A 23,759-nucleotide genomic window follows, 5' to 3' on the forward strand; every position below is an offset into this window, starting at 1 on the left:
GCGATGCGGTGCCTGCCCCCTTCGTTCCGCTGCCACCCCCCGCGGGGGTAGTTTGCCCCCATGGACACGCAGATCGACCAGAGTGGTGTGGATAGGGGCGGCCCCGCCCAGCCCTTGCTGACGCTGGAGGGGCTGCAAAAGCACTTCCCCATCAAGGGCGGCCTGATGGGCCGCACCGTCGCCACCGTGCGCGCCGTGGATGGCGTGACCTTCACGGTGCAGAAGGGCGAGACGCTGGGCATCGTGGGCGAATCGGGCTGCGGCAAATCCACCACCGCCCGGCTGCTGATGCGCCTGATGCCGCCCGACACCGGCACCATGATCTTCGACGGCGAATCGGTGGGCGAGGGCAATGCCGGCGGCATCGCGCTGCGCGATTACCGCCGCCAGGTGCAGATGGTGTTCCAGGACAGCTACGCCAGCCTGAACCCGCGCCTGCCGATCGAGGACAGCATCGCCTTCGCCCCCAAGGTGCATGGGCTGAGCGACGCCGAGGCCCGCACCCGCGCGCGGGACCTGCTGGCGGCCGTGGGCCTCGCGCCGCAAAGCTTCGCGCGGCGCTATCCGCATGAGCTGTCGGGCGGGCAGCGCCAGCGCGTGAACATCGCCCGCGCGCTGGCGCTGCGCCCGCGGCTGGTGATCCTGGACGAGCCGGTCTCGGCGCTGGACAAATCGGTCGAGGCGCAGGTGCTGAACCTGCTGGTGGAGCTGAAGGCGCAGTTCGGCCTGACCTATGTGTTCATCAGCCACGACCTGAACGTGGTGCAGTTCATCAGCGACCGCGTGCTGGTGATGTATCTGGGCGAGGTGGCCGAGATCGGCCCGGTGGACGCCATCTATGACCGCCCCGCGCACCCCTATACCCGCGCGCTGCTGGCCAGCCGCCCGTCCATGGACCCGGCCAAGCGCCGCACCGAGCCGCCGCTGACGGGCGATCCGCCGAACCCGGTGAACCCGCCCAGCGGCTGCCGCTTCCGCACCCGCTGCACCCTGGCCGAGGATGTCTGCGCCGCGAAGAAGCCGCTGATGGCCGATCTGGGCGGCGGGCATCTGGCCGCCTGCCACATCGCCAGCCCCGGCAGCGGCCACAGCAAGGCGGGAGTGATGGCATGAGCGCCGCGTTGAAGATGGACACCCCCGCGCCGCTGATGCGGCTGAAGGATGTGCACGTCACCTTCCGCACCCGCGACCGCACCGTGCATGCCGTGAACGGCGTGGACATGGAACTCGCCCAGGGCGAGGTGCTGTGCATCCTGGGGGAATCGGGCTCGGGCAAATCCGTCACGCTGCGGGCGCTGATGCGGCTGCTGCCGAAATTCGCCCAGGTGTCCGGCGGGGTCGAGGTCGCGGGCCGCGACGTGATGGCGATGAACGAGAAGGAGCTGTCGCATTATCGCGGCGGCGACGTCTCGATGATCTTCCAGGAGCCGATGACGGCGATGGACCCGGTCTTCACGATCGGGCGGCAGATCGCGGAGGTCGTGCAGCGGCATGAGGGGGTCTCGCGCTCCGTCGCCGATGCCCGGGCGCTGGAATTGCTGGAGCTGGTGCAGATCCCCTCGGCCAAGCGGCGCCTCGCGGCCTATCCGCATGAGCTGTCGGGCGGGTTGCGCCAGCGCGCGATGATCGCCGTGGCGCTGGCCTGCAGGCCCAAGCTGCTGCTGGCCGACGAGCCCACCACCGCGCTGGACGCCACCGTGCAGATCCAGGTACTGCTGCTGCTGCGCGAGTTGCAGCAGAAGATGGGCATGGGCGTGATCTTCGTGACCCACGACCTGGGCGTGGCCGGTGAGATCGCGGACCGCGTGGCCGTGATGTATGCCGGCAAGGTGGTGGAGGAAGGCCCGGTGGCCAGCTTCATGGCGGGCCCCGCCCACCCCTATCCGCGCGGGCTGCTGAACAGCACCGTGCATGGCAACATGCGCGGCAAGATCCTGACCACCATCCCCGGCGCCCCGCCCAGCCTGTCCACCAAGCCGGTGAATTGCAGCTTCGCGCCCCGGTGCACGATGGCCGAACAGGCCTGCCTGGACGCCATCCCGCCGATGGTGGAGCTGGGCGGTGGCCGCAGGGCACGCTGCATCAAGCTGGGCTGACGGTCCCCTGATTCAGGCATGGCATGGGGGCGCCTCGCGCGCCGCCATGCCGTTGTGCGTTGCAGTCATGGCAGTGATTATGACCTACTCCGCCGCCGCATAGGTGCAATGTCCCGAACCGGGGCTATTCGCGCATGCTTGTTGCCCTAATATCAGCCCAGGCGCAACAAAGCTGCGGATGTGAGTGTGATGTCATCATCGAACGAAACCCCCATCAGCCTGACCCGGACCAGGACGCCTCATCCCCGGCCCGCCGACAGTTCCCTGTCCTTCGGCAAGGTCTTCACGGACCATATGTTCGTGATGAACTATACCGAGGAGAAGGGCTGGCATGACCCGCGCGTGGTGCCCTACGCGCCGTTCAGCCTCGACCCCGCGACCTCCGTGCTGCATTACGGCCAGGCGATCTTCGATGGCCTCAAGGCCTTCCGCGGCGCCGACGGCACGATCCGCCTGTTCCGCGCCCAGCGCCATGCGGAGCGTCTGAACAAATCCGCCCGTGCCCTGTGCATCCCCGAGCTGGACGTGAACCTGGTCCGCCGCAGCTTCGAGGCGATCGTGGCCGCCGACCATGAATGGGTGCCCTCCACCCCCGGCACCGCGCTGTACATCCGCCCGACCATCATCGCGACCGATGTGATGCTGGGCGTGCATCCCTCGCACAGCTACACCTATTTCGTGATCTGCTCGCCGGTCGGCGCCTACTACAAGGAAGGCGTGAAGCCGGTGCGCATCCTGGCCTCCGACAACCATGTCCGCGCCGTGAAGGGTGGGCTGGGCGAGGCCAAGACCGCCGCGAACTACGCCGCCTCCCTGTCGGGCCAGGCCGAGGCCGAGAAGCAGGGCTACACCCAGGTGCTGTGGCTGGATGGCGTCGAGCGCAAGTGGATCGACGAGGTCGGCACCATGAACATCATGATGAAGATCGGCGACGAGGTGATCACGCCCCCGCTCGCCGGCACCATCCTGGATGGCGTGACCCGCAATTCCATCCTGCAGCTGCTGCGCGACTGGGGGCACAAGGTCTCCGAGCGCCCGGTCAGCATCGATGAGGTGATGGCCGCCGGCCGCAACGGCACGCTGAAGGAGATGTGGGGCACGGGCACCGCCGCCGTCGTCTCCCCGGTGGGGGAGCTGGGCTACAAGGGCGAGAACATCAAGATCGGCGGCGGCCAGACCGGTGAGCTGACGCAGAAGCTGTATGACGCGATCGTGGGCATCCAGTATGGCCGCGCGCCGGACGCGCATGGCTGGACCACCCCGGTGAAGGTGACCGTGGCGGCCTGATCCCGCTGTTCCGGAACGGGAAGTGGCGCTTCACCCTGCCGGGTGAGGCGCCATTTTCGTTTGGGAAGGCTGGGTGTGCAGCGGTTGGGGCGGCGCCCCCGCCGCCTCACTCGAAGCTGATGCTCGGCCCGCGCGGCTTGGCTTCCCCGTGCAGCTTCCCCCACACCCGCGCCGCGATCCCGCGATAGATCCCCGCTTCCTCGCTCTCCGGCTTGGCCGCCACGATGGGCGTGCCCGCATCCGCCAGTTCGCGGATGGCCAGGCGCAGCGGCAGCGCGCCCAGGAATTCCGCGCCCAGGCGTTCGGCTTCCTTCTCCGCCCCGCCATGGCCGAAGATGTTCTCCCGGTGGCCGCAGTTCGGGCAGCAGTAGAAGCTCATGTTCTCGATCAGGCCGAGCACGGGCACGTTCACCTTCTCGAACATGCGCACGCCGCGCCGGGCGTCGATCAGCGCCACGTCCTGCGGGGTGGAGACGATCACCACCCCGGCCAGCGGCACCCGCTGGGACATGGTGAGCTGCGCGTCCCCGGTGCCGGGCGGCATGTCCACCACCAGCAGGTCCAGATCGCCCCATTCCACCTGGCCCATCATCTGTTCCAGCGCGCCCATCACCATGGGGCCGCGCCAGACCATGGGCGTTTCCTGCTCCACCAGGAAGCCGATGGACATGGCCTTCAGCCCCCAGCGCTCGATCGGGTGGATGCGGCTGCCGGAGACGCGCGGCTTTTCCTGCGTGCCCAGCATCTGCGGCAGGGAGGGGCCGTAGATGTCGGCATCCAGCAGCCCCACGCGCAGCCCCTGCGCCGCGAAGGCCACGGCCAGGTTCACGGCGGTGGTGGATTTGCCCACCCCCCCCTTGCCGGAGGCGATGGCGATGATGTGCTTCACCCCGGGCATCAGCATGGCGCCCTGGCCAGCGGGAGACGGCGCGGGGGCGGCCTTCCTCGGCGGTTCGGCCGGGGCGGGCTTGTGCGCCGTCAGCACCACGGTGGCCGAGAGGACGCCGGGCAGGGCGGCCACCGCGGCCTCGGCGGCGGCACGCACCGGCTCCATGTCGCGGGCGCGTTCGCGGGGCACCGCGAGCGTCACCTGCACCAGCCCGTCGCGCGCCAGCACCGATTCGACAAAACCCGCATCGATCAAACCCTTGCCCGTGCCGGGGTCCTTTACCAGCGCCAGGGCCTGGCGCACCGCATGTTCTGTCATTCGCGGGTCCGTCTTCCGTTGAAAACTCGCTGTCGCCGGGCGATATGCCCCCCGGCGGGTCCGGCGCGCCGCCCCTTGGTTGCGGGGCGGGCCGTGCCGGCCGAAGATATGGACGCAACCGCCGCGAAGCGCATCCCCCGGGCCTCCCTTTGGTTTCCCCCTGGTGGCGCGATGCGGCGCGCTTATCTAAACTCGCTGTTACTTTTGAACAGGCTTCGCGGAGAAAACGGCGCAGATGGCGTGGAACAATGGCGGGCAGAGCCCTTGGGGCAGCCCGCGCCCCCCTGGTAACCAGGGTGGTCCCTGGGGCAACCCTCCTCCCGGTGGGCCGCGCCCGCCGGGCGGGCCCAGCCCGGATCTGGAGGAAGTGATCCGCCAGGTGCAGGACACCGTGCGCCGCTACCTGCCGCGTGGCACGGGCGGCGGGCGGATGATCGCGCTGGCGGGGGTGGCGGTGGCCGCCATCTGGGCCGGGTCGGGCTTCTATCGCGTGCAGCCGGATGAGCTGGGGGTGGTGATGCGTTTCGGCGCCTTCAACCGCACCGCCCAGCCCGGCCTGAATTACGCCATGCCGTGGCCGGTGGAGGCCGTGACGACGCCGCGCGTCACGCGCATCAACCGCGTCGATGTCGGTTACCGGGCGGGGGCGGAGCCGGTTCCGGCCGCCCGCCCCGGCGCGCAGCGCGACGTGATGGCCGAATCGCTGATGCTGACCGGCGACGAGAACATCGTGGACATCGACTTCGCCATCCATTGGCGCATCCGCGATGCCGGCGACTATCTGTTCAACACCCGCAACCCGGACGACACGGTGAAATCCGTGGCCGAATCCGTGATGCGGGAGGTGATCGGCCGCACCCCCATCCAGGCCGCGCTGACCGAGGCGCGCGCCCAGATCGAGCAGGACGTCCGCCGCGGCGCCCAGGCGATCATGGACCAGTACGGCGCCGGCATCGAGATTGTGCAGATCCAGATGCAGAAGGTGGACCCGCCGGCGGCCGTGGTCGATGCCTTCCGCGACGTGCAGCGCGCCAATGCGGACCGCGAGACGGTGCGCAACGAGGCCGAGGCCTATCGCAACGACATCATCCCCCGCGCGCGCGGCGAGGCCGAGCGCATGGTCGCCGAGGCCCAAGGCTTCCGCGACAGCCAGGTGGCCCGCGCCCGCGGTGAGGCCGGCCGCTTCGCCGCGGTGCTCACGGCCTATACCCAGGCGCAGGACGTGACGACGCGCCGCATCTATCTGGAAACCATGGAAGAGATCCTGCGCCGCAACCCGCCCGTGCTGGTGGACGACCGCCTGCAGGGGGTGGTGCCATTCCTGCAGCTGGGCAACCCGCCGGTGCGCCCGGCCGTGCCCGGCGGCGCCACGCCGCAATCCGCGCCCTCCGCCGCCCCGGCCCTGGTGCCGCAAACCCGCAACCCGGGGGTGACGCGATGAACCGCCTCGTCATCGGCATCGGCGCCCTGCTCTTTGTGCTGGCCGCCGCCCTGTCCTCCTTCTTCACCGTGCACCAGACCCAGCAGGTGCTGGTGACGCAGTTCGGCCAGCCCGTGCGCGTCATCACCCAGGCCGGGCTGCATATGAAGCTGCCCTTCGTGCAGGCCGTGATCGCCTTCGACGCGCGTCTGCTGGACTATGAGGCGCCCGGCGAGGAAGTCATCCTGACCGATCAGCGCCGGCTGATCGTGGACAGCTTCACCCGCTATCGCATCACCGACCCGCTGGTGTTCTTCCAGACCGTGGGCCAGGCCGAGATCGGCATCCGGGGCCGCCTGTCCTCCATTGTCAGCTCCTCCCTGCGCCGGGTGCTGGCGAATGAGCCGCTGCTGAGCGTGCTGTCCGCCGAGCGCGCCCGCGCGATGGGCGAGATCCGCCGCCAGGTGAACGAGGAAGCCCGCCGCTTCGGCATCGAGGTGGTGGACGTGCGCATCCGCCGCGCCGACCTGCCGGATGCGAACACCCAGGCCATCCTGGCCCGCATGCAGTCCGAGCGCGAGAAGGTGGCCCGCGAGGCCCGCGCCGAGGGCGCCGAAGTGGCCGCGCGCATCCGCGCCCAGGCGGACCGCGACCGCACCGTGCTGCTGGCCGAGGCTGAGGGCCAAGCCAACATCCTGCGCGGCACCGGTGAGCAGGAAGCGATCGGCATCTTCGCCGAAAGCTTCAACCGCAACCCGGAGTTCTTCCAGTTCTGGCGGACCATGCAGGCCTACCGGGAGGTGTTCGGCTCCGGCGAAGCACGTATGGTGCTGACGCCGGACAGCGATTTCTTCCGTTACCTGCGCGCGATGCCGGAACTGCCGCACGCGCGTTGATACATTAAAGATACCCTTTGTTCCCGGGGGAGACTGTTCTGTCATCCCCCGGTGACTTTGCGGCGTTAGAGATTTCAGTATCGGGCCGAAAGGCCAGCCCCCTCTGGCCGGAAGGCCAGTTTCACAGAGGTGCCCATGCGTCTCTCCGCAGCCCTTCTCGCCGCGAGCCTGGCTATTCCAGCCTTCGCGCCCCCCTCCGTGCTGGCGCAGCCAGCCACGCCCCCGGTGGCGGCGCCTGCCGCGCCCGGCGCCGAGAACGTGCCGGCCGGCCGGCCGGACAGCTTCGCGCCGCTGGCCCGGCGGCTGCTGCCGGCGGTGGTCAATGTCTCCACCACCATCGGTGGCGGGCCGCCCGCCCGCGCCCGCGGCCCGAACGCGCGCCCCGACGCGCCGGATGTGCCCCAGGCCCCGCCGGGCAGCCCGTTCGAGGAATTCTTCCGCGACTTCCTGAACCGCAACCGCCCGCCCGGCGACGAAGGTCCTGGCGGTCAGGCCCCCGGGCCCGGCGCCCGGCGCGGCAATTCGCTGGGTTCGGGCTTCATCGTCGATCCCTCGGGCATCATCGTGACGAACAACCACGTCATCGACGGCGCCAGCGAGATCAACGTGATCCTGCAGGACAACACCACCCTGCGCGCCGAGCTGGTGGGCACCGACCCCCGCACGGACATCGCCGTGCTGCGCGTGCGCCACAACGCGCCGCTGCCCTTCGTCCCCTGGGGCGATTCCGACACGGCCGAGGTGGGCGACTGGGTGCTGGCCATCGGCAACCCCTTCGGCCTGGGCGGCACCGTCACGGCGGGCATCGTCTCGGCGCGCGGGCGTGACATCCGCCAGGGCCCCTTCGACGACTTCATCCAGACCGACGCGGCGATCAACCGCGGCAATTCCGGCGGCCCGCTGTTCAACACGCGCGGCGAGGTGGTGGGCATCAACACCGCCATCTATTCGCCGAGCGGTGGCTCGATCGGCATCGGCTTCTCCATCCCCTCCAACCTGGCGCGCGGCATCGCGCGGCAGCTGGCCGAGGGCGGGCGCGTGCGGCGCGGCTGGCTGGGCGTGAACATCCAGCAGGTGACGGACGAGATCGCGGAGAGCCTGGGCCTGCGCGACGGCACCAAGGGCGCCCTGGTGGCCCGCGTGCAGGAAGGCACCCCGGCGGCCGAGGCGGGCATCCGCAACGGCGACGTGGTGCTGCGCTTCAACAACCAGGAAGTGCGCGACATGCGCAGCCTGCCGCGCATCGTGGCCGAGACCGCCGTGGGCACCCGTGCCCCCGTCGTGCTGTGGCGCGATGGCCGGGAAGTGACCGTGCACGTTACCCTGGGCGAACTGCCGCCGGAACAGCAGCTGGCCTCCGCCGAGCAGCGCGCCGTGCCGCAGCCTGGCCGTCCGACGGAGATCGCGGGCCTCGGCATCCGCGTGGCCGGCATCACGCCGGAACTGCGTGAGCGCCTGCGCCTGCGCCCGGACCAGCGCGGCGTGGCCGTGGTGGAAGTGGCGCCGAACTCCCCGGCGGCCGAGCGGGAGATCCGCCCGGGCGACATCATCCTGGAAGTGCAGCAGGAACGCGTGAACACCGCGCAGGAACTGACGGAACGGGTGGAACGCCTGCGCCGCCAGGGCCGGGGCACCGCGCTGTTCCTGGTGGAAGGGCAGAACGGCCAGCGCTTCGTGCCGCTGCGCCTGGGCGCCGCCCGCTGATCCGCGCTCGGGGGCTTTGCCCCCGGGCCCCCAGTCAGGGGCTCTGCCCCTGACGACCCCGCCCTACGGCTTGGGCGGGGGTCCAGGGAGCAGCGCCCCCTGGTGGGTGTCATCTCACCCCATCGGCCGCCATTCATGCAGCATGAACCACTGCGTGATGTTGGGCCGGATCACGGCCTCCATCGCGGCATCCAGCGCGTCGATCGCGGCGTCCTGCTCGTCGGGCAGCGGCACCGGCACGAAGTGGACATCGAACACCGGCCCCGGGCTGCGCAGGCAATAGCCGAGCACCATCGCCGCCCCCGATTTCCGCGCCATGCGCACGGCCAGCGCGATATTGCCCTTGCGCCGCGGCCCGCGTCCCAGCGAGGGGGCGTGCACCACCCCGCTGTGGAACTCGTCCACGAACAGCAACAGCAGGTTCTTCTCCTCCATCAGCGCGCGCAAGGCGGGGCGCGCCACGGGCTCGTTGCCCGGCAGCAGTCGCCGGGCATTGGGCCGGCGCTGGGAGAGCAGGACCTCCGTGCGGAACCTGCTGGCCAGAGGCTGATAGACGGCGGTGCCGATGATGCCGCTGGCGGCGATGGCGGGGCCCAGCATCTCCCAATTGCCCAGGTGCAGGCCGGCCACCAGCACGGGCAGGTCCCGCAGATGCTCCGCGCCATGGATGCGCAGCCGCCCCTCGCGCACCATGCGCAGCGCCCGGGGCGCCTCCATGGCGGTGCGGCCCATATTGTCCCACATGGCTGCCAATGCCGGTTCCGGCGGCAGGTCCGGGCGCAGCATGGGCAGGTTCTCCCGCGCATAGCGCTGGCCGCGCGGGTACAGGCGCGGCGCGATATGGCGCGCCACGAGGCCGCTGAACGGATAGGCGATGAAGCCCGGCGTCCCGCGCATGATGCCGACGAAGACGCGGTCCAGCACCGCGATCAGGGCCTGGCGCGGCGTCATGCCGGATGGACCGTCATCGGCAGCCCGTCCCCCGGCCGCAGCGTCAGCCGGCTGACGGGGCGGACCACATGGCCGGGCCGCAGGCGCAGGGCGGTGCCCTGGGCCAGGGTCGCCAGGCAGATCACCGTCTCCACCATGCCGAACTGCTGGCCGGTGCACACGCGGGGGCCGATGGAGAAGGGCACATAGCCATAGCGGGGCGGCGCGCTCTCCAGGAAGCGTTCGGGGCGGAAATGGTCCGGCATGTCCCACAGCTTCGGGTTGCGGTGCAGCAGCCAGGGCACCACCAGCACCAGCGAGCCCTGGGGGACGAAGCGGTCGCGCAGCGTGGTGTCCCGCAGGGCCTCCCGCCCCAGCATGGGCACGGGGGGATAGAGGCGTAGCGTCTCCTCGATCACGGCGCGGGCATAGGGCAGGGCGTCCACATCGGCCAGCGTGGCGGTGCGGCCGGCCAGCACGGTCTGGGCCTCGGCGGCCAGGCGCGCGGCGGCGGCGGGGGATTGGGAGAGCAGATACCAGGCCCAGGCCAGCGTGTTGGCCGTGGTCTCGTGCCCGGCCATGAACAGGGTCGCCGCCTCGTTGCGCAGGGCCCAGGGTTCCATGGATTGCAGGGCGGTCATCGCCCGCACCAGGGAGGCCTCCCCGGCATCGGGCGGGGCCTCCAGCACGGTGGCGATCAGCTTGTCCAGCACGGCATGGATACGCCGGGCCTCCCGCCGGGTGGAGAAGCTCTGCAGCCGGGGCAGCCAGTCCGGCAGGTTCAGCATGGCGCCGAGGGCGGTCTGGCCGATTCGCGCCTGATAGGTGCTGAAGGCGTGCACCACCGTCTCGGCCGCGGCGCTGCCGAGCGCGCGGCCGAACAGGGTGCGGCAGATGACCTCGGCGGTCATCTGGGCCATTTCCTCCAGCGCGTCGATGTCCGTGCCCTCGGGCAGGGCCTGCCAGCGCGCGGCCCATTCGGCCGCGACCTCCGTCATCACCGGGGCCAGTTCGTGCATGCGGGAGGCATGGGTGACCGGGGCCACGGCGCGGCGCCGGCGGCGCCACATCTCGCCCTCCGAGATGAACAGCCCGTCGCCCAGCAGCGGTTCCAGCGCGTAGCGCATCTGCGGCGTCTTGCGCTCCATGATCTCCGCCTGCTCGACGAAGGCCTGGCGGACCGTGTCGGGCGAATTGCAGACGAAGACCCGGCGCTTGAGGATCTTGGTCTGGAAGAGGTCCTCGGAGAAATGCCCCTTCATCCAGACATCGAGCATGCTGCGCCGGAACAGGCGGATGGCCTGCACCAGGGTCGGCCGGGTGAGGTGCCGTTCGGGATAGGGAGGAACGAAATCGTCCACCGGTTGCAGGCTCATGCGGCGCGAATCTCCGGGGATCCGAAAGGGATGGAATCAAGCATAGCATCGCCGCGCCGCGATGGCGCGAGGGCTGGGAAATAACTTGCCCCGGAAACGCGAAAGGCCCCGGCTTGCGCCGGGGCCCCATGCGGTTAAGGGAAGTATAGTGGGAGGATGAGTCTCAGAACTTCCAGGTCAGCGAGCCGAGGGCGCGGGCGCGGCAGATGTTCTGCCCGCCGCCGCAATCGGCGCGGCCGATGCTGGTGTCGTAGTAGCCCACGGCCACCGTGACGGTGCCGAGGTTGCCGAGGTCGATCGGGCGGGACAGGGTGAGGTTCCAGTTGGCGTAGTCGGGCGCGCCGAAGCGCACGTTGCGCTCGATCCACTGATAGCCCACGCGGCCGCCGACCAGCAGGCCGTAGAAGCCGGTGTTCCAATCCGCGCCGCCCTCGATATAGGCACCGAAGCCCGAGGAGCCGAAGAAGTTCGGGGAGAGGGCGACCGTGCCGGCCAGCGTCACCGGGCCCACCTCATGCGTCGCCTTCAGGATGAACTCCATGTAGTTCAACGTGAACTGGCCCGGTTGGCGGCCGAAATTGTGGTAGGTGTACCAGGTGGCGCCGACGTCGAAATTGGTGTCCAGCGCGGTGAAGCGATAGCCGCCGATGGCGTCGAATTCGGCGCGCGGCGTGTAGCCCAGGAAATCCACGTTCGAGGCGAAGGCGCCGACATACAGGCCCGAACTGTGGGAGATTTCGAGCGAGCCCTGCCCGGCCACCCGGCTGCGGGTCTGGCTGATGCCGCGGAACAGGTAGTCGCTCTGGAAGCCCAGCGTGCCGGTGACGGACAGCCCGGTCTCACCGATCGCGGTCTGCGCCGCCGCGGGCTTGGCGAGCATGGCCGGCACCAGGAGCGAAAGCGCCAAGGCGGCGGTGCGGGCAGCGGTGCGTAGCAACATGTGGTCGTCGTCCTTCCTCGTGACAGGGCGCCGTTTGCGCTCTGCGTATGCATGACGTCGCTAGCATGTGCCTGCGTGCTTATGGAGCAGGCATGAGCGGCAAAATTGCTTCGAGGAAAGGGTATGGCGAAGTTTATGTTAAAAATCGCATAGATTTTTTGCACGAAAGCATAAAGAATGTGCAAAAAATCAGTGATATTTTACGATGACGTTAAGTCAGGCCGGCTCCAGACGCAGAATGCCGCCTTCATCCTCATCAATCAGCACATGTCCCGCGCCTTCCTGGTCGAACACCAGCTGCCGCACCCGGAACTTCTCCCAGAACAGCCGCTCCTCCGCCCCGGGCTCATCGCCCCGCATCGTGATGCGCAGCAGGCCCGGCGTGTTCTGGCAGCACAGGAAGGCATCCCCCCGCCAGCCGGCGAACACCCCCTGCGGCGGCCCGAAGGCCAGGCCGGAGGGGCTGACCGCCGGCACCCAGGCGCGCAGGGGCGGCTCCATCCCCGCTGCGTCCGGCCGGGCGCTGATGATGCTGCCATCATAGTTCCGGCCATGGCTGACCACCGGCCAGCCATAGTTCAGCCCAGGGCGGATCAGGTTCAGCTCATCCCCGCCCAGCGGGCCGAATTCCGCGGCGAACAGGCTGCCGGTCGCGGGGTTGAAGGCCAGGCCCTGCGGGTTGCGGTGGCCATAGCTCCAGATCTCCGGCCGGGCGCCGGGGCGGCCCACGAAGGGGTTGTCGGCGGGCACCCGGCCATCGGCCGAAAGCCGCAGCACCTTGCCCGCCAGGTCGTCCAGCGCCTGGGCGCGGGCGCGGTTCTCGTTGCGCTCGCCCGTGGTCAGGAACACATGGCGGCCATCGGGGCTGACGGCGATGCGCCCGCCATAATGGATGCGCCCGCGCGCCTGGGCGGGGGCGGCATCCAGCACCGTGCGCACATCCATCAGCCGCCGCCCGTCCTCCGAGAGGCGGGCCAGGGACAGCCGCGTCAGCGCGCCGCCCCCCGCCAGCGAGGCGGTGCTGAGCCAGATGCGGCGGCTGGTGGCGAAATCGGCCGCCAGCTTCACGTCCAGCAGCCCGCCCTGGCCCGCTGCCTCCAGCGGCGGCAGGCCGGCGATGGGGGCGGAGGCCACGCCATCCCGCCCCACCAGCCGCAGCCGGCCGGGGCGTTCCGTCACCAGCATCCGCCCATCGGGCAGGAAGGCGGCGCCCCAGGGATGCTCCAGCCCCATGCACCAGGGGATCAGGCGCAGGCGCGCGGCCTGGGTCTGGATGGCGGCCCTGTTGTCCTGCGCCCATGACAGGCGGGGGGCGGCGAGGCCGCAGGTGGCGGCAAGCAGGGCACGGCGTGTCGGCATGGCAGGCAGATGGGGGTGCGGGGCGCCGCCGCAAAGGCACGGCCATGGGTTGCCAAGGCGGAGCGGCGGGGAAAAACTTCCCCGACAGGACAGGAAGGGCCGGCATGAGCAAGCTTCTCGATGACGCGCAGGTCGCGGCATACCGGCGGGATGGTTTCGTCTCCCCCATGCGCGCCGTCTCCGCCGGGCAGGCGGGGCTGTGGCAGGAACGCATGGCCCGCTCCATCGCCGATTTCACCGCCCGCTTCCCCGAGGAGCCGGGCCAGCGCCAGCCGCCCGCCCGGCTGAAGCCCTATCTGCTGTTCCGCTGGGCCGCCGAGATCGTGCGCCACCCCGCCATCCTGGACGCGGTGGAGGATGTGATCGGCCCCGATATCCTCGTCTTCCACACCACGCTGTGGTGGAAGAAGGCCGGCACCGAGGGCTACGTGCCCTGGCACCAGGACGGCACCTATTTCGGCCTAGCCCCGCATGAGCATGTGACCGCCTGGTTGGCGCTGACGCCCAGCACGCTGGAAAGCGGCTGCGTGACCATGCTGCCGGGCAGCCACAAGCAGGGGCAGCTCGCCCATACCGATATCTCGGACCCCGCCATCATGCTCAGCCGCGGCCAGACGGTGAAGGCCACGGTGGATGAGGCCGCGGGCGTGCCGGTGCAGCTGCAGCCCGGCGAATTCTCCCTGCACGACACGATGGTGCTGCACGCCTCGGCGCCCAACCGCTCGGCGCAAGACCGGATCGGGCTGGGCATCAGCTATATCCCGGCGCGCTGCTACCACACCGGGCCCACGCGGCTGTCGGCCACGCTGGTGCGGGGGGCGAACACGCACAACCACTTCGACCTGGAAGCGGAACCCAAGGCGGATATGGACGCGGCGGCACTGGCCGCGCATGCGGACAGCCTGGGGCGGTTCAAGAAAGCCAGCGAGACCATTCCGGAGATGTCGCTGGTGCATTGAAGGTCGAGGGGGCGGCGCCCCCTCAACCTTCGGCGCCTCAGATCTTCGGCGCCAGTTCCAGCGTGCCCAGCGCCTGTTCCAGCAGGTGCCCCGCCGCCAGCACCCCGGCGTCGTCGAAGGGCTTGCCGATGATCTGCGCCGCCACCGGCAATTCCCCGGCGCCGAGCCCCGTGAACACGCTCATCGCGGGCCAGCCCAGGATGTTGCCCGGCATGGTGAAGCCCGGCTTTTCCAGCAGGGCCCATTTGGGCACCTTGTCGATGGGCGGTGCCTCGCCGGGGGCGGTGGCGGTGAGCAGCAGGTCGATGCCCTCGGTCGCGGCCTTGGTGCGGGCGATCAGTTCCAGCCGGCGCTTCTGCGCGCCGATATAGTCCGCCGCCGAGACCAGCCCGCCGAAGGCCAGGCGGTGGCGCAGCCCCTCGCCGAATTTCTCCGGCGCGGTCTGCATGCGGGTCTCATGCACCGAGAACGCCTCGGCCATCAGGATGGGCCAGCCGGCGTAGTTGAACTCCCACAGGCTGGGCAGCGTCACGTCCTTCACCGTGGCGCCGGCATCCTTCAGGGCCGCGATCGCGCGCTCGATGCCCGCCAGGGTGGCGGGGCTGACGGGGTTGTCCACCTCATGGAAATGGCGGACCACGCCGATGGTCTTGCCCTTCACGCCCTGGCCCAGGGCGGCGGTGTAGTCCGGGATCTCCACCTGGGCGCTGGCGGGGTCGGCGGGGTCGTGGCCGGCCATCGCCTGCAGCAGCAGGGCGCAATCCTCGGCGGTGCGGGCCATGGGGCCCGCGTGGTCCAGCGATTGGGCCAGCGGCAGGATGCCGGTGCGCGGGCACAGCCCATAGGTCGGCTTGATGCCCGCGATGCCGCACAGCGCGGAGGGGCCGCGGATCGACCCGCCCGTGTCGCTGCCGGTGCCGCCCATGATGATGCCGGCCGAAACCGCGGCCCCGGTGCCGGAGGAGGAGCCGGCCGTGAAGTGCTTCGGGTTCCACGGGTTGTGCGCGGGCGGCCAGGGCAGGTCGAAGCTGGGCCCGCCGAAGGCGAATTCATGCGTCGCCAACTTGCCGAGCGAGACCACGCCCGCCTCGGCCAGCCACTTCACGGTGGTCGCGTCCTCGGTGGGGACATGGTCGATGAACTGCGCCGAATGCGCGGTCGTGGGGATGCCGGCGGTGCAGTAGATATCCTTGTGGGCGAAGGGGATGCCGTCCAGCGGGCCCTTCAGGCTGCCCGACATCTGCCGCGCCTCGGCGGCCTTCGCGGCGGCCAGGGCGGGTTCGGGCGTGATGCGGATGAAGGCCCAGATGGTGGGGTTCAGCGCTTCGGCGCGGGCCAGCCGCTCCTGGGCCAGTTCCACGGGCGAGAGCTTGCGCGCCGCGATCTGTTTCGCGGCCTCGGCGATGGTCAGGGGCATCTCAGCGGCGGGCCTGATAGGTGACAGCGAGTTCGGCGGAGGTCGGCAGGGCGGGTTTGCGCAGCCCGGCCAGCATGGGTTCGAACAGCGGCCAGTGCTGGCGCAGTTCCTCCACCTCGGCGGCGGGCAGGGCGATGCCGGCGCGGGCCAGCATCAGGTTCATGGTTTCCAAGGTGGGCGTCTCGCTCATCCAGCCTTCTCTCCGATTGCGGCAGTGCAAGGTTGCGCCGGGGCTCGACAGCGGTCTAGCCTCGATTCCGCTCGGGAAACCCCGTGCGGGAGGAAAAGCAGGGAAGGGGCCTCAATGAAGGTCGGCGACGCGATCGCGGAGATCATGCGGCGCGAGGGCATACGCACCCTCACGGGCTATCCGGTCAATCACCTCATCGAATCCGCGGCGGCGATCGATATCCGCCCTGTCATGGTCCGGCAGGAGCGCATCGGCCTGCATATGGCCGATGCCATCAGCCGCGTGACCTCGGGGCGCGAGCTGGGCGCCTTCTGCATGCAGCACGGCCCGGGGGCCGAGAATTCCTATGGCGGCGTGGCCCAATGCTTCGGGGAAAGCATTCCGGTGCTGGTGCTGCCCATGGGCTATCCGCGCCGGATCGCGCAGGTGCCGCCCAACTACAACTCCACGGTGCAGATGCGCGGCATCACCAAAAGCGCCGAGGCGATCATGAACGCGGCCGAGGTGCCGAACATCATGCGCCGTGCCTTCGCGCGGTTGAAGAACGGGCGCGGCGGCCCGGTGCTGGTGGAAATCCCCACCGACATGTTCAACGAGGACATGCCCGCCCATTGGGACTACACCCCGGCGGTGGCCACGCGCTCCGCGCCGGACCCGGTGGATGTGCGCCGTGCCGCCGCCCTGCTGGCGGGCGCGCGGCGGCCGGTGATCTATGCCGGCACGGGCGTGCACTGGGCCCGCGCCTGGCCGCAGCTGCGGGCGCTGGCGGAATTGCTGGCGGCGCCGGTCACCAGCAGCCTGGGCGGCAAATCCGCCTTCCCCGAGGATCATCCGCTGGCCTTGGGCTCCGGCGGGCTCGCGATCTCGGCGCCGGTGCGGCACTTCCTGGACAATTCCGATGTGATCCTCGGCATCGGGTGTTCCTTCACCGAGACCAATTTCGGCGTGGCCATGCCCAAGGGCAAACGCATCATCCACGCCACGCTCGACCCCGACCATCTGGACAAGGATGTGCGCTGCGAGATCGGGCTGGTGGGCGACGCGGCCCTGGTGCTGGACGCGCTGCTGGAGGAGCTGGGCGGCCGCATCAAGGAACCCCGCGACATCCCCGGCGTGAACCAGGAAATCGAGGCCATCCGCGCCCCCTGGCTGCGGCAATGGGCGCCGAAGCGCGACAGCAACGACGCGCCGCTGAACCCCTATCGCGTGCTGCGCGACCTGTGGCGCACGGTGGATGTGGACAACACCATCATCACCCATGACGCGGGCTCGCCCCGCGACCAGCTTTCGCCCTTCTGGGTGTCGCGCACGCCGCTCTCCTATCTCGGCTGGGGCAAGACGACGCAGCTGGGCTATGGGCTGGGGCTGGCGATGGGCGCGAAACTCGCGGCGCCGGACAAGCTCTGCATCAATGTGTGGGGCGATGCGGCCATCGGCTTCACGGGGATGGATTTCGAGACGGCGGTGCGCGAGCGCATCCCCATCCTGTCCATCCTGCTGAACAATTTCTCCATGGCGATCGAGCTGAAGGTGATGCCGGTCAGCACCGAGAAATACCGCAGCACCGACATCAGCGGCGACTACGCCGCCATGGCCCGGGCCTTCGGCGGGTATGGCGAACGCATCGAGCGGCCCGAGGACATCATCCCCGCCATCCAGCGCGGCATCGCCGCCACCAAGGAAGGCAAACCCGCCCTGCTGGAATTCATCACCAGCAAGGAAACCCAGGTTTCGAGGCTCTGACATGGCAGGCGTGGGAATCGCACAGGTCCGGAAGAATTTCGGCAGCACGCCGATCCTTCACGGCGTCAGCGTGGATATCCAGGATGGCGAATTCGTCGTCCTCGTCGGCCCCTCGGGCTGCGGCAAATCGACCCTGCTGCGGATGATCGCGGGGCTGGAGAACATCTCGGGCGGGGAGATCTCCATCGGCGGGCGGGTCGTGAACGACATGCCGCCGAAGGACCGGGACATCGCGATGGTGTTCCAGAACTACGCGCTCTATCCGCACATGACGGTCTTCGACAACATGGCCTTCTCCATGAAGCTGGCGAAGGCCCCGCGGGAGGTGATGGAGCGCGAGGTGGGCCGCGCCGCGCGCATCCTGGGCCTGGAGGCGCTGCTGGGCCGCTATCCGCGCCAGCTGTCGGGCGGGCAGCGGCAGCGCGTGGCGATGGGGCGCGCCATCGTGCGCAACCCGCAGGTGTTCCTGTTCGATGAGCCGCTGTCGAACCTGGACGCCAAGCTGCGCGTGCAGATGCGCAGCGAGATCAAGGAACTGCACCAGCGGCTGAAGGTGACGACCGTCTATGTCACCCATGACCAGATCGAGGCCATGACCATGGCCGACAAGATCGTGGTGATGGAGCACGGCCATATCCGCCAGGCCGGCCCGCCGCTGGAACTGTACGACCGCCCGGCCAACCTGTTCGTCGCGGGCTTCATCGGCAGCCCCGCGATGAACCTGGTGCGGGGCGAGATCGTGGGCGGGCTGTTCCACGCCCCCTGCGGTGCCGCGCTGCCCCTGCCGCCGGGCGTCACGCATCAGGGCCCGGTCTGGTACGGCATCCGGCCCGAGCATCTGCGGCTGGACCCGGAGGGGATCGCTGCGACGGTGCAGGTGGTGGAGCCCACCGGCTCCGAGACCCAGGTGATGATGCGGGTGGGGGAGATGGCGCTGACCGGCGCCTTCCGGGAGCGCGTGAGCGCGAAGCCGGGCGAGATCCTGCGCATCATGCCCGACACCGCCCTGGTGCATCTGTTCGACAAGGAGACCGGCCAGCGCGTCTGATCCCCCGGCGCCCGAGCCGGCAAGAACCAATGTCTCAAGTCCATTACCGGCCCCGATGATGCGAACGGGGCCTGGGGGCATCGCCCCCCGGCATCAGCCGAGTACTTGAACCGCATGCGGGATCAACCCGTGGCGGAAGAAACAGGGAAACGAACCATGCTGAAGACCACCAGGCGCAACGCCATCGGCCTGTCGGCCGCCACCCTGGCCGCCTGTGCCGCCGCCGAGCGGGCGCAGGCCCAGGCCCAGACCATCACGGCGGCGGACGCCACCGCGCCGCGCCTGCCGCTGGAAAGCGGCGCCACCCTGCGCATGCTGCGCCCCGTGCGCTTCGTGCAGCCGGACGAGGATGTGTTCCGCGCCAATTGCGCCCGCTTCACCCAGGCGACCGGCGTGCAGGTGCGCGTGGATTTCGTGGGGTGGGAGGACATCACCCAGCAGACCGCCGTCACCGCCAACACCGGCGCGGGGCCGGACCTGATCATCGGCTTCAACGAATCCCCCCATGTCTATGCCGACAAGCTGGTGGAGCTGTCGGATGTCGCGGAATACCTGGGCAAGCGCTATGGCGGCTGGCTCGCGCTGGCGCAGCGCTATGGCAAGCGGCACGGCACCAACAACTGGATCGGCCTGCCCTTCGGTTCCACCGGCGGGCCGCTGGTCTATCGCAAATCGGCCGTGAACGCCGCGGGTTACGAGCGCCCGCCCGAGGATCTGCCCAATTTCCTCGACCTGTGCCGCAAGCTGAAACAGGCGGGCAAGCCGTCCGGCTTCGCGCTGGGCAACGCGGTGGGCGACGGCAACGGCTTCGCCAACTGGGTGGTGTGGTCGCACAACGGCTTCCTGGTGAATGAGGACGGCACCGTCGGCATCAACAGCCGCGAGACGGTGGCCGCCCTGCATTACCTGAAGGAGCTGTACGCCACCTTCATCCCCGGCACCCTGTCCTGGGGCGATGTCAGCAACAACCGCGCCTATGCCTCCAACGAGTGCTGGCTGACGGCCAATGGCGTGTCGCTCTATTTCGCGCTGAAGAACGACCCGGCCACGCGCGCCATCGCCGAGGACACGGAGCACATGCTGCTGCCCAAGGGCCTAGCCTCCGCCTCGCCCATGGCGGGGCTCACGCTCAATGCCATGGTGTTCAAGCACAGCCGCTATCCCAACGCCTCCAAGGCGCTGCTGCAATTCCTGCTGGAACGCGAGCAGATGGACCCCTGGCTGAACGCCAACCTCGGCTATTGGGCGCATCCGCTGGCCAATTACGACGCGAGCGCCGTCTGGACCAGCGACCCCAAGGTCACGCTGTTCCGCGACACCATGCGCAGCCCGTTCTGGATCGGCTACAAGGGCCCGATCAGCGAGGCCTCGGCGGCGGCCAACGCCGAATACGTGATGGTGCAGATGTGCGCCTCCGTCGCCTCCGGCCAGGCGACGCCGGAGGCCGCGGCGCGTGAGGCGGAGCGGCGCGCCCAGCGCTTCTTCCGGCGGCGCTGACGGCCATGTCCGTCACCACCGCCATCGACTGGACGAAGCGCCGGGCGGACCGCTCCGCCCTGGCGCGGCTGTTCGACTGGAAACCCTTCCTGGTCTTCATCTGCCTGTTGCCGGCGGTGGGGCTGCTGATGACCTTCCTGACCTATCCGCTGGGCCTGGGCATCTTCCTGGCCTTCACGGACACCACGATCGGCCGGCGTGGCGTGTGGGTGGGGCTGGAGAATTTCGAGTATCTGCTGAGCGACCCGTTGTGGTGGAACGCCGTGTTCTACAGCGTATTCTACACCGCCGTGGCGACGGTGCTGAAATTCGGGCTGGGGCTGTGGCTGGCGCTGCTGCTGAACCAGCACATCCCGTTCAAATCCCTGATCCGGGCGATCATCCTGCTGCCCTGGATCGTGCCCACCGTGCTGTCGGCCATCGCCTTCTGGTGGATCTACGATCCGCAATTCTCCATCATCTCCTACGTGTTCGTGGATGTGCTGGGGTGGCGCACCACCAACATCGACTTCATCGGCAGCGCCTGGCCGGCCCGCTTTTCCCTGATCGCGGCCAATGTCTGGCGCGGCATCCCCTTCGTCGCCATCTCCCTGCTCGCGGGGCTGCAGACCATTTCGCCCTCGCTGTACGAGGCCGCGCTGCTGGACGGTTCCACCGCCTGGCAGCGGTTCCGCTTCATCACCTTCCCGATGCTGCTGCCGATCCTGGCGATCGTCATGACCTTCAGCATCATCTTCACCTTCACCGACTTCCAGCTGGTCTACGCGATCACGCGCGGCGGGCCGGTGAATTCCACCCATCTGCTGGCGACCCTGGCCTTCCAGCGCGGCATCCCGGGCGGGCAATTGGGGGAGGGGGCGGCGATCGCCGTCTCCATGATCCCGTTCCTGGTGGTGGCCACGCTGTTTTCCTATTTCGCGCTCGCGCGCCGCAAATGGCAGCAGGGGGAAGGCAATGACTGACATCGCCGTGGAAACCCGCAACACCGCGGCTGCCGCCCCGGAGCATATGGCCTGGGACAGCCGCGCCCGCCGCATGGTCATGCTGTGGCTGCCACTGGGCTGCTTCCTGCTGATCCTGCTGTTCCCGTTCTACTGGATGGCGATCACCTCCTTCAAACCGAACGCGGAGCTGTACGATTTTCGCGCGCACAACCCGTTCTGGATCACCTCGCCCACACTCGATCACATCCACAAGCTGCTGTTCGAGACGGCCTATCCGCGCTGGCTGATGACCACCATGCTGGTGGCGGTGTGCAGCACGGTGCTGTCGCTGTTCTCCTCCACGCTGGCGGCCTATGCCATCCAGCGGCTGCGCTTCAGGGGCAGCCAGTATGTGGGGCTGGCCATCTACCTGGCCTATCTCGTTCCGCCCTCCATCCAGTTCATCCCGCTGGCGACGATGGTCTATCAGCTGGGGCTGTTCGACACGCCCTTCGCGCTGATCCTGACCTACCCCACTTTCCTCATCCCGTTCTGCACCTGGCTGCTGATCGGCTACTTCAAGTCGATCCCGTACGAGCTGGAGGAATGCGCGCTGATCGACGGGGCGACGCGGCTGCAGATCCTGCGGCGCATTACCCTGCCGCTGGCGGTGCCGGGGCTGATCTCGGCGGGGATCTTCAGCTTTACCTTGAGTTGGAACGAATTCATCTACGCGCTGGCCTTCATCCAGAGCAGCGAAAGCAAGACCGTGCCGGTGGCCATCCTGACGGAGCTGGTGACAGGTGACGTGTACCAGTGGGGGGCGCTGATGGCGGGGTCGCTGCTGGGGTCGCTGCCGGTGGCGATCTTCTACTCGTTCTTTGTGGATTATTACGTCAGCAGCCTGACGGGGGCGGTGAAGGAGTAGCGGGGCCTACGGGGGCGACGCCCCCGTTTCCCGCCCTCCGACGCTTGACGCTGAGCCCCCCAGCCCGGATTTTCCCTCGCATGGAAAACGCCAAGCCCCTCACCGGCATCAAGGTGGTCGAACTCGGTCAGGTCCTGGCCGGGCCCTTCGCCGGTGCCATCATGGCCGATCTCGGCGCCACCGTGATCAAGGTGGAGAAGCCCGATGGCGGCGACGACGCCCGCATGATGGGGGCTGCCTTCCGTGACGGCGACGCGCTGATCTTCAAGGATTTCAACCGCGGCAAGCGTAGCCTGGCGCTGGACCTGAAATCGCCCGAGGGCGTGGCGGCCCTGCACCGGGAGCTGGAGGATGCCGACATCCTCATCCACAACCTGCGCCCCGGCGCGCCGGAGCAGCTGGGCATCGACGGCCCCACGGTCACGGCCCGCCATCCCCGCCTGATCTATTGCGAGATGGGCGCCTTCGGCCATCAGGGTCCGATGAACCGCCGGCCGGGCTATGAGCCGCTTTTGCAGGCCTATTGCGGGCTGTCGGCCATCACCGGCGCGCCGGATGGCCCGCCCGTGCGCATGGGGGCCTCGGTGGTGGACCAGGGCACGGGCATGTGGACCGTGATCGGCGCCCTGGCCGCCTTGACCGAGCGCGCGCGCACCGGGCGGGGCACCATCGTCAACACCTCGCTGTTCGAGACGGCGACGATGTGGGCCGCCCAGAAGCTGACCGGCTGGGTGAACCAGAACGAGGCCCCGGTGAAGCACGACAGCGGCCACCCGGCCTTCGTGCCGTATCAGGGCTTCGACGCGGCGGACGCGCCCATCCTGGTCTGCTGCGGCAATGACCGGCTGTTCCGGAAGTTCGCCGCCCTGCTGGGCAAGCCGGAATGGCCCGAGGACCCGCGCTTCGTCACCAACCGCCAGCGGCTGATCCATCAGAAGGAACTGCTGCCGATGATCCAGGCGCTGATGGCCGAACAGCCCCGCGCCCATTGGCTGGCGGCGCTGGAGGCCGCGGGCGTGCCCTGCGCGCCCATAAACACCATCCAGGAGCTGGCGGAGGACCCGCAGCTCGCGGCCTCCGGCCAGTTGCAGCAGGTGCCGGGCACGGATTACCGGCTGGTGGGCATGCCCATCTCTTTCGGCGGGCAGCGCCCGGCGATCGAACGCCCGGCCCCGGCGCTGGGCGAATATGGCAAGGCCGGTTGATTTCGCGGCCCTGACGGCGGGCTTCGGCCCGGCCCCGCCCGTGGTGGCGGCGGGGGTTTCGGGCGGGCCGCATTCCCTGGCGCTGGCGCTGCTGGCGCAGGAATGGGCGGCGGCGCGGGGCATCCGCTTCCTGGCGCTGATCGCGGATCACGGGCTGCGCCCCGAAAGCGCCGCCGAGGCCGAACATGTGCGGGCCATGCTGGCGGGCCAAGGGATCGCGGCGCGGGTGCTGGCGCTGTCGGTCGCCCCGGGCCCGGCCATGCAGGAACGCGCGCGGGAGGCCAGGCTGGCCGCCCTGCTGGCGGCTTGCGCCGAGGAAGGGGCCGCCTGGCTGTTCCTCGGCCATCACCGGCTGGACCAGGTGGAGACCCTGTTGTTCCGCGCCGCGCGCGGCAGCGGCGAGGCCGGGCTGGCCGCCATGCCCGGCTGGCGCGCGATGCCGGAGGCGCTGGTGCTGCGCCCCCTGCTGGGCACGCCGCCCGCCGCGCTGGAGGATGTCTGCGCCGCCGCCGGCCTGCCCCCCGTGCGGGACCCCAGCAACGACAACCCCCGCTTCGCCCGCATCCGCACCCGCGCGGCCCTGGCCGACCCAGGGGGCGAGGGCGAGACCGTCGCGGCCCTGGCGCTGGCCGCC

At 69.5% G+C, this 23,759-nt stretch carries 21 protein-coding genes; 14 read left to right on the top strand and 7 right to left on the bottom strand.

Translation table 11 applies throughout. From position 1 onward, the window contains the following. The first annotated feature begins 60 nt into the window (after positions 1-60). The 3 genes from GT007_RS17140 (at position 61) to GT007_RS17150 (ending at position 3,383) form a co-directional block, all read left to right on the top strand. Complete coding sequence (locus GT007_RS17140) at positions 61-1,113, top strand: ABC transporter ATP-binding protein (protein ID WP_160122878.1); 1,053 nt, start codon at positions 61-63, stop codon at positions 1,111-1,113. Continuing rightward, complete coding sequence (locus GT007_RS17145; protein ID WP_236571727.1) at positions 1,110-2,096, top strand: ABC transporter ATP-binding protein; 987 nt, start codon at positions 1,110-1,112, stop codon at positions 2,094-2,096. The genes GT007_RS17140 and GT007_RS17145 overlap by 4 nt, the downstream gene beginning before the upstream one ends. A gap of 189 nt (positions 2,097-2,285) precedes the next feature. Continuing rightward, entirely contained in the window at positions 2,286-3,383 is a 1,098-nt protein-coding gene (locus GT007_RS17150) for a branched-chain amino acid aminotransferase (RefSeq protein WP_160122879.1), read from the top strand. A 106-nt stretch (positions 3,384-3,489) separates the two neighbouring features. On the opposite strand, the gene apbC is transcribed toward GT007_RS17150, so the two are convergent. Then, positions 3,490-4,590: an iron-sulfur cluster carrier protein ApbC gene (gene apbC / locus GT007_RS17155; RefSeq protein WP_160122880.1), complete on the bottom strand. Its 1,101-nt coding sequence runs from the start codon at positions 4,588-4,590 to the stop codon at positions 3,490-3,492. 367 nt (positions 4,591-4,957) lie between these two features. Here apbC and hflK point away from each other — a divergent pair, with 367 nt between their 5' ends. The 3 genes from hflK (at position 4,958) to GT007_RS17170 (ending at position 8,610) form a co-directional block, all read left to right on the top strand. Then, the gene (gene hflK, locus GT007_RS17160; RefSeq protein ID WP_328798955.1) at positions 4,958-6,031 is read left to right on the top strand and encodes an FtsH protease activity modulator HflK; all 1,074 of its coding nucleotides are present in this window, start codon (positions 4,958-4,960) and stop codon (positions 6,029-6,031) included. After that, a complete protein-coding gene (gene hflC, locus GT007_RS17165) occupies positions 6,028-6,906 on the top strand; it encodes a protease modulator HflC (RefSeq protein WP_160122882.1) in 879 nt (292 codons plus the stop codon). The genes hflK and hflC overlap by 4 nt, the downstream gene beginning before the upstream one ends. Positions 6,907-7,041: 135 nt before the next feature. Then, positions 7,042-8,610 carry a DegQ family serine endoprotease gene (locus GT007_RS17170; RefSeq protein ID WP_160122883.1) on the top strand — a complete coding sequence of 523 codons (1,569 nt, stop codon included), beginning with the start codon at positions 7,042-7,044 and terminating at the stop codon, positions 8,608-8,610. 114 nt (positions 8,611-8,724) lie between these two features. Here GT007_RS17170 and GT007_RS17175 read toward each other — a convergent pair whose 3' ends face one another. From GT007_RS17175 to GT007_RS17190, 4 genes are all read right to left on the bottom strand, one after another. Next, a complete protein-coding gene (locus GT007_RS17175; protein WP_160122884.1) occupies positions 8,725-9,561 on the bottom strand; it encodes a lysophospholipid acyltransferase family protein in 837 nt (278 codons plus the stop codon). Further along, complete coding sequence (locus GT007_RS17180) at positions 9,558-10,916, bottom strand: cytochrome P450 (protein WP_160122885.1); 1,359 nt, start codon at positions 10,914-10,916, stop codon at positions 9,558-9,560. The genes GT007_RS17175 and GT007_RS17180 overlap by 4 nt, the downstream gene beginning before the upstream one ends. A gap of 163 nt (positions 10,917-11,079) precedes the next feature. Beyond that, on the bottom strand, positions 11,080-11,856 hold the full coding sequence (locus tag GT007_RS17185; protein ID WP_160122886.1) for a TorF family putative porin: 777 nt from the start codon (positions 11,854-11,856) through the stop codon (positions 11,080-11,082). A gap of 216 nt (positions 11,857-12,072) precedes the next feature. Beyond that, positions 12,073-13,215, bottom strand: coding sequence for a PQQ-dependent sugar dehydrogenase (locus GT007_RS17190; RefSeq protein ID WP_160122887.1), 1,143 nt, complete (start codon positions 13,213-13,215; stop codon positions 12,073-12,075). A 104-nt stretch (positions 13,216-13,319) separates the two neighbouring features. On the opposite strand from GT007_RS17190, the gene GT007_RS17195 reads away from it, so the two are divergent. Further along, a complete protein-coding gene (locus GT007_RS17195; protein ID WP_160122888.1) occupies positions 13,320-14,174 on the top strand; it encodes a phytanoyl-CoA dioxygenase family protein in 855 nt (284 codons plus the stop codon). 37 nt (positions 14,175-14,211) lie between these two features. Here the strand turns inward: GT007_RS17195 and GT007_RS17200 are convergent, their stop codons facing one another. Both GT007_RS17200 and GT007_RS22565 read right to left on the bottom strand, forming a co-directional pair. After that, the gene (locus GT007_RS17200) at positions 14,212-15,591 is read right to left on the bottom strand and encodes an amidase (RefSeq protein WP_160122889.1); all 1,380 of its coding nucleotides are present in this window, start codon (positions 15,589-15,591) and stop codon (positions 14,212-14,214) included. A gap of 1 nt (position 15,592) precedes the next feature. Further along, positions 15,593-15,781: a hypothetical protein gene (locus GT007_RS22565; RefSeq protein WP_236571728.1), complete on the bottom strand. Its 189-nt coding sequence runs from the start codon at positions 15,779-15,781 to the stop codon at positions 15,593-15,595. Between the two features lie 24 nt (positions 15,782-15,805). Here GT007_RS22565 and GT007_RS17205 point away from each other — a divergent pair, with 24 nt between their 5' ends. The 7 genes from GT007_RS17205 to tilS all read left to right on the top strand — a co-directional run. Beyond that, a complete protein-coding gene (locus tag GT007_RS17205; protein ID WP_268894558.1) occupies positions 15,806-17,524 on the top strand; it encodes a thiamine pyrophosphate-requiring protein in 1,719 nt (572 codons plus the stop codon). Between the two features lies 1 nt (position 17,525). Further along, positions 17,526-18,572, top strand: coding sequence for an ABC transporter ATP-binding protein (locus GT007_RS17210; RefSeq protein WP_160122890.1), 1,047 nt, complete (start codon positions 17,526-17,528; stop codon positions 18,570-18,572). A gap of 156 nt (positions 18,573-18,728) precedes the next feature. Continuing rightward, positions 18,729-20,069: an ABC transporter substrate-binding protein gene (locus GT007_RS17215; protein WP_160122891.1), complete on the top strand. Its 1,341-nt coding sequence runs from the start codon at positions 18,729-18,731 to the stop codon at positions 20,067-20,069. A gap of 5 nt (positions 20,070-20,074) precedes the next feature. After that, a complete protein-coding gene (locus GT007_RS17220) occupies positions 20,075-21,031 on the top strand; it encodes a carbohydrate ABC transporter permease (RefSeq protein ID WP_160122892.1) in 957 nt (318 codons plus the stop codon). Further along, on the top strand, positions 21,024-21,920 hold the full coding sequence (locus GT007_RS17225; protein ID WP_160122893.1) for a carbohydrate ABC transporter permease: 897 nt from the start codon (positions 21,024-21,026) through the stop codon (positions 21,918-21,920). Before GT007_RS17220 ends, GT007_RS17225 begins: the two co-directional genes overlap by 8 nt. Before the next feature lie 80 nt (positions 21,921-22,000). Next, positions 22,001-23,125: a CaiB/BaiF CoA transferase family protein gene (locus GT007_RS17230; protein WP_160122894.1), complete on the top strand. Its 1,125-nt coding sequence runs from the start codon at positions 22,001-22,003 to the stop codon at positions 23,123-23,125. Further along, positions 23,109-23,759 (top strand): tRNA lysidine(34) synthetase TilS (tilS, locus tag GT007_RS17235; protein WP_160122895.1); only part of this gene is annotated, 651 nt, incomplete at its 3' end. The genes GT007_RS17230 and tilS, both read left to right, overlap by 17 nt.

This window comes from Rhodovarius lipocyclicus, from assembly GCF_009900765.1.
Lineage (GTDB): Bacteria > Pseudomonadota > Alphaproteobacteria > Acetobacterales > Acetobacteraceae > Rhodovarius > Rhodovarius lipocyclicus.

Coding starts and splice junctions, on each gene's coding strand:
- GT007_RS17215 (WP_160122891.1), top strand. CDS start 18,729: ATGCTGAAGACCACCAGGCGCAACGCCATCGGCCTGTCGGCCGCCACC.
- GT007_RS17180 (WP_160122885.1), bottom strand. CDS start 10,916: ATGAGCCTGCAACCGGTGGACGATTTCGTTCCTCCCTATCCCGAACGG.
- apbC (WP_160122880.1), bottom strand. CDS start 4,590: ATGACAGAACATGCGGTGCGCCAGGCCCTGGCGCTGGTAAAGGACCCC.
- GT007_RS17225 (WP_160122893.1), top strand. CDS start 21,024: ATGACTGACATCGCCGTGGAAACCCGCAACACCGCGGCTGCCGCCCCG.
- GT007_RS17170 (WP_160122883.1), top strand. CDS start 7,042: ATGCGTCTCTCCGCAGCCCTTCTCGCCGCGAGCCTGGCTATTCCAGCC.
- hflC (WP_160122882.1), top strand. CDS start 6,028: ATGAACCGCCTCGTCATCGGCATCGGCGCCCTGCTCTTTGTGCTGGCC.
- GT007_RS17185 (WP_160122886.1), bottom strand. CDS start 11,856: ATGTTGCTACGCACCGCTGCCCGCACCGCCGCCTTGGCGCTTTCGCTC.
- GT007_RS17210 (WP_160122890.1), top strand. CDS start 17,526: ATGGCAGGCGTGGGAATCGCACAGGTCCGGAAGAATTTCGGCAGCACG.
- GT007_RS17140 (WP_160122878.1), top strand. CDS start 61: ATGGACACGCAGATCGACCAGAGTGGTGTGGATAGGGGCGGCCCCGCC.
- GT007_RS22565 (WP_236571728.1), bottom strand. CDS start 15,781: ATGAGCGAGACGCCCACCTTGGAAACCATGAACCTGATGCTGGCCCGC.
- GT007_RS17175 (WP_160122884.1), bottom strand. CDS start 9,561: ATGACGCCGCGCCAGGCCCTGATCGCGGTGCTGGACCGCGTCTTCGTC.
- GT007_RS17200 (WP_160122889.1), bottom strand. CDS start 15,591: ATGCCCCTGACCATCGCCGAGGCCGCGAAACAGATCGCGGCGCGCAAG.
- GT007_RS17190 (WP_160122887.1), bottom strand. CDS start 13,215: ATGCCGACACGCCGTGCCCTGCTTGCCGCCACCTGCGGCCTCGCCGCC.
- GT007_RS17195 (WP_160122888.1), top strand. CDS start 13,320: ATGAGCAAGCTTCTCGATGACGCGCAGGTCGCGGCATACCGGCGGGAT.
- GT007_RS17220 (WP_160122892.1), top strand. CDS start 20,075: ATGTCCGTCACCACCGCCATCGACTGGACGAAGCGCCGGGCGGACCGC.
- GT007_RS17150 (WP_160122879.1), top strand. CDS start 2,286: ATGTCATCATCGAACGAAACCCCCATCAGCCTGACCCGGACCAGGACG.
- GT007_RS17230 (WP_160122894.1), top strand. CDS start 22,001: ATGGAAAACGCCAAGCCCCTCACCGGCATCAAGGTGGTCGAACTCGGT.
- GT007_RS17145 (WP_236571727.1), top strand. CDS start 1,110: ATGAGCGCCGCGTTGAAGATGGACACCCCCGCGCCGCTGATGCGGCTG.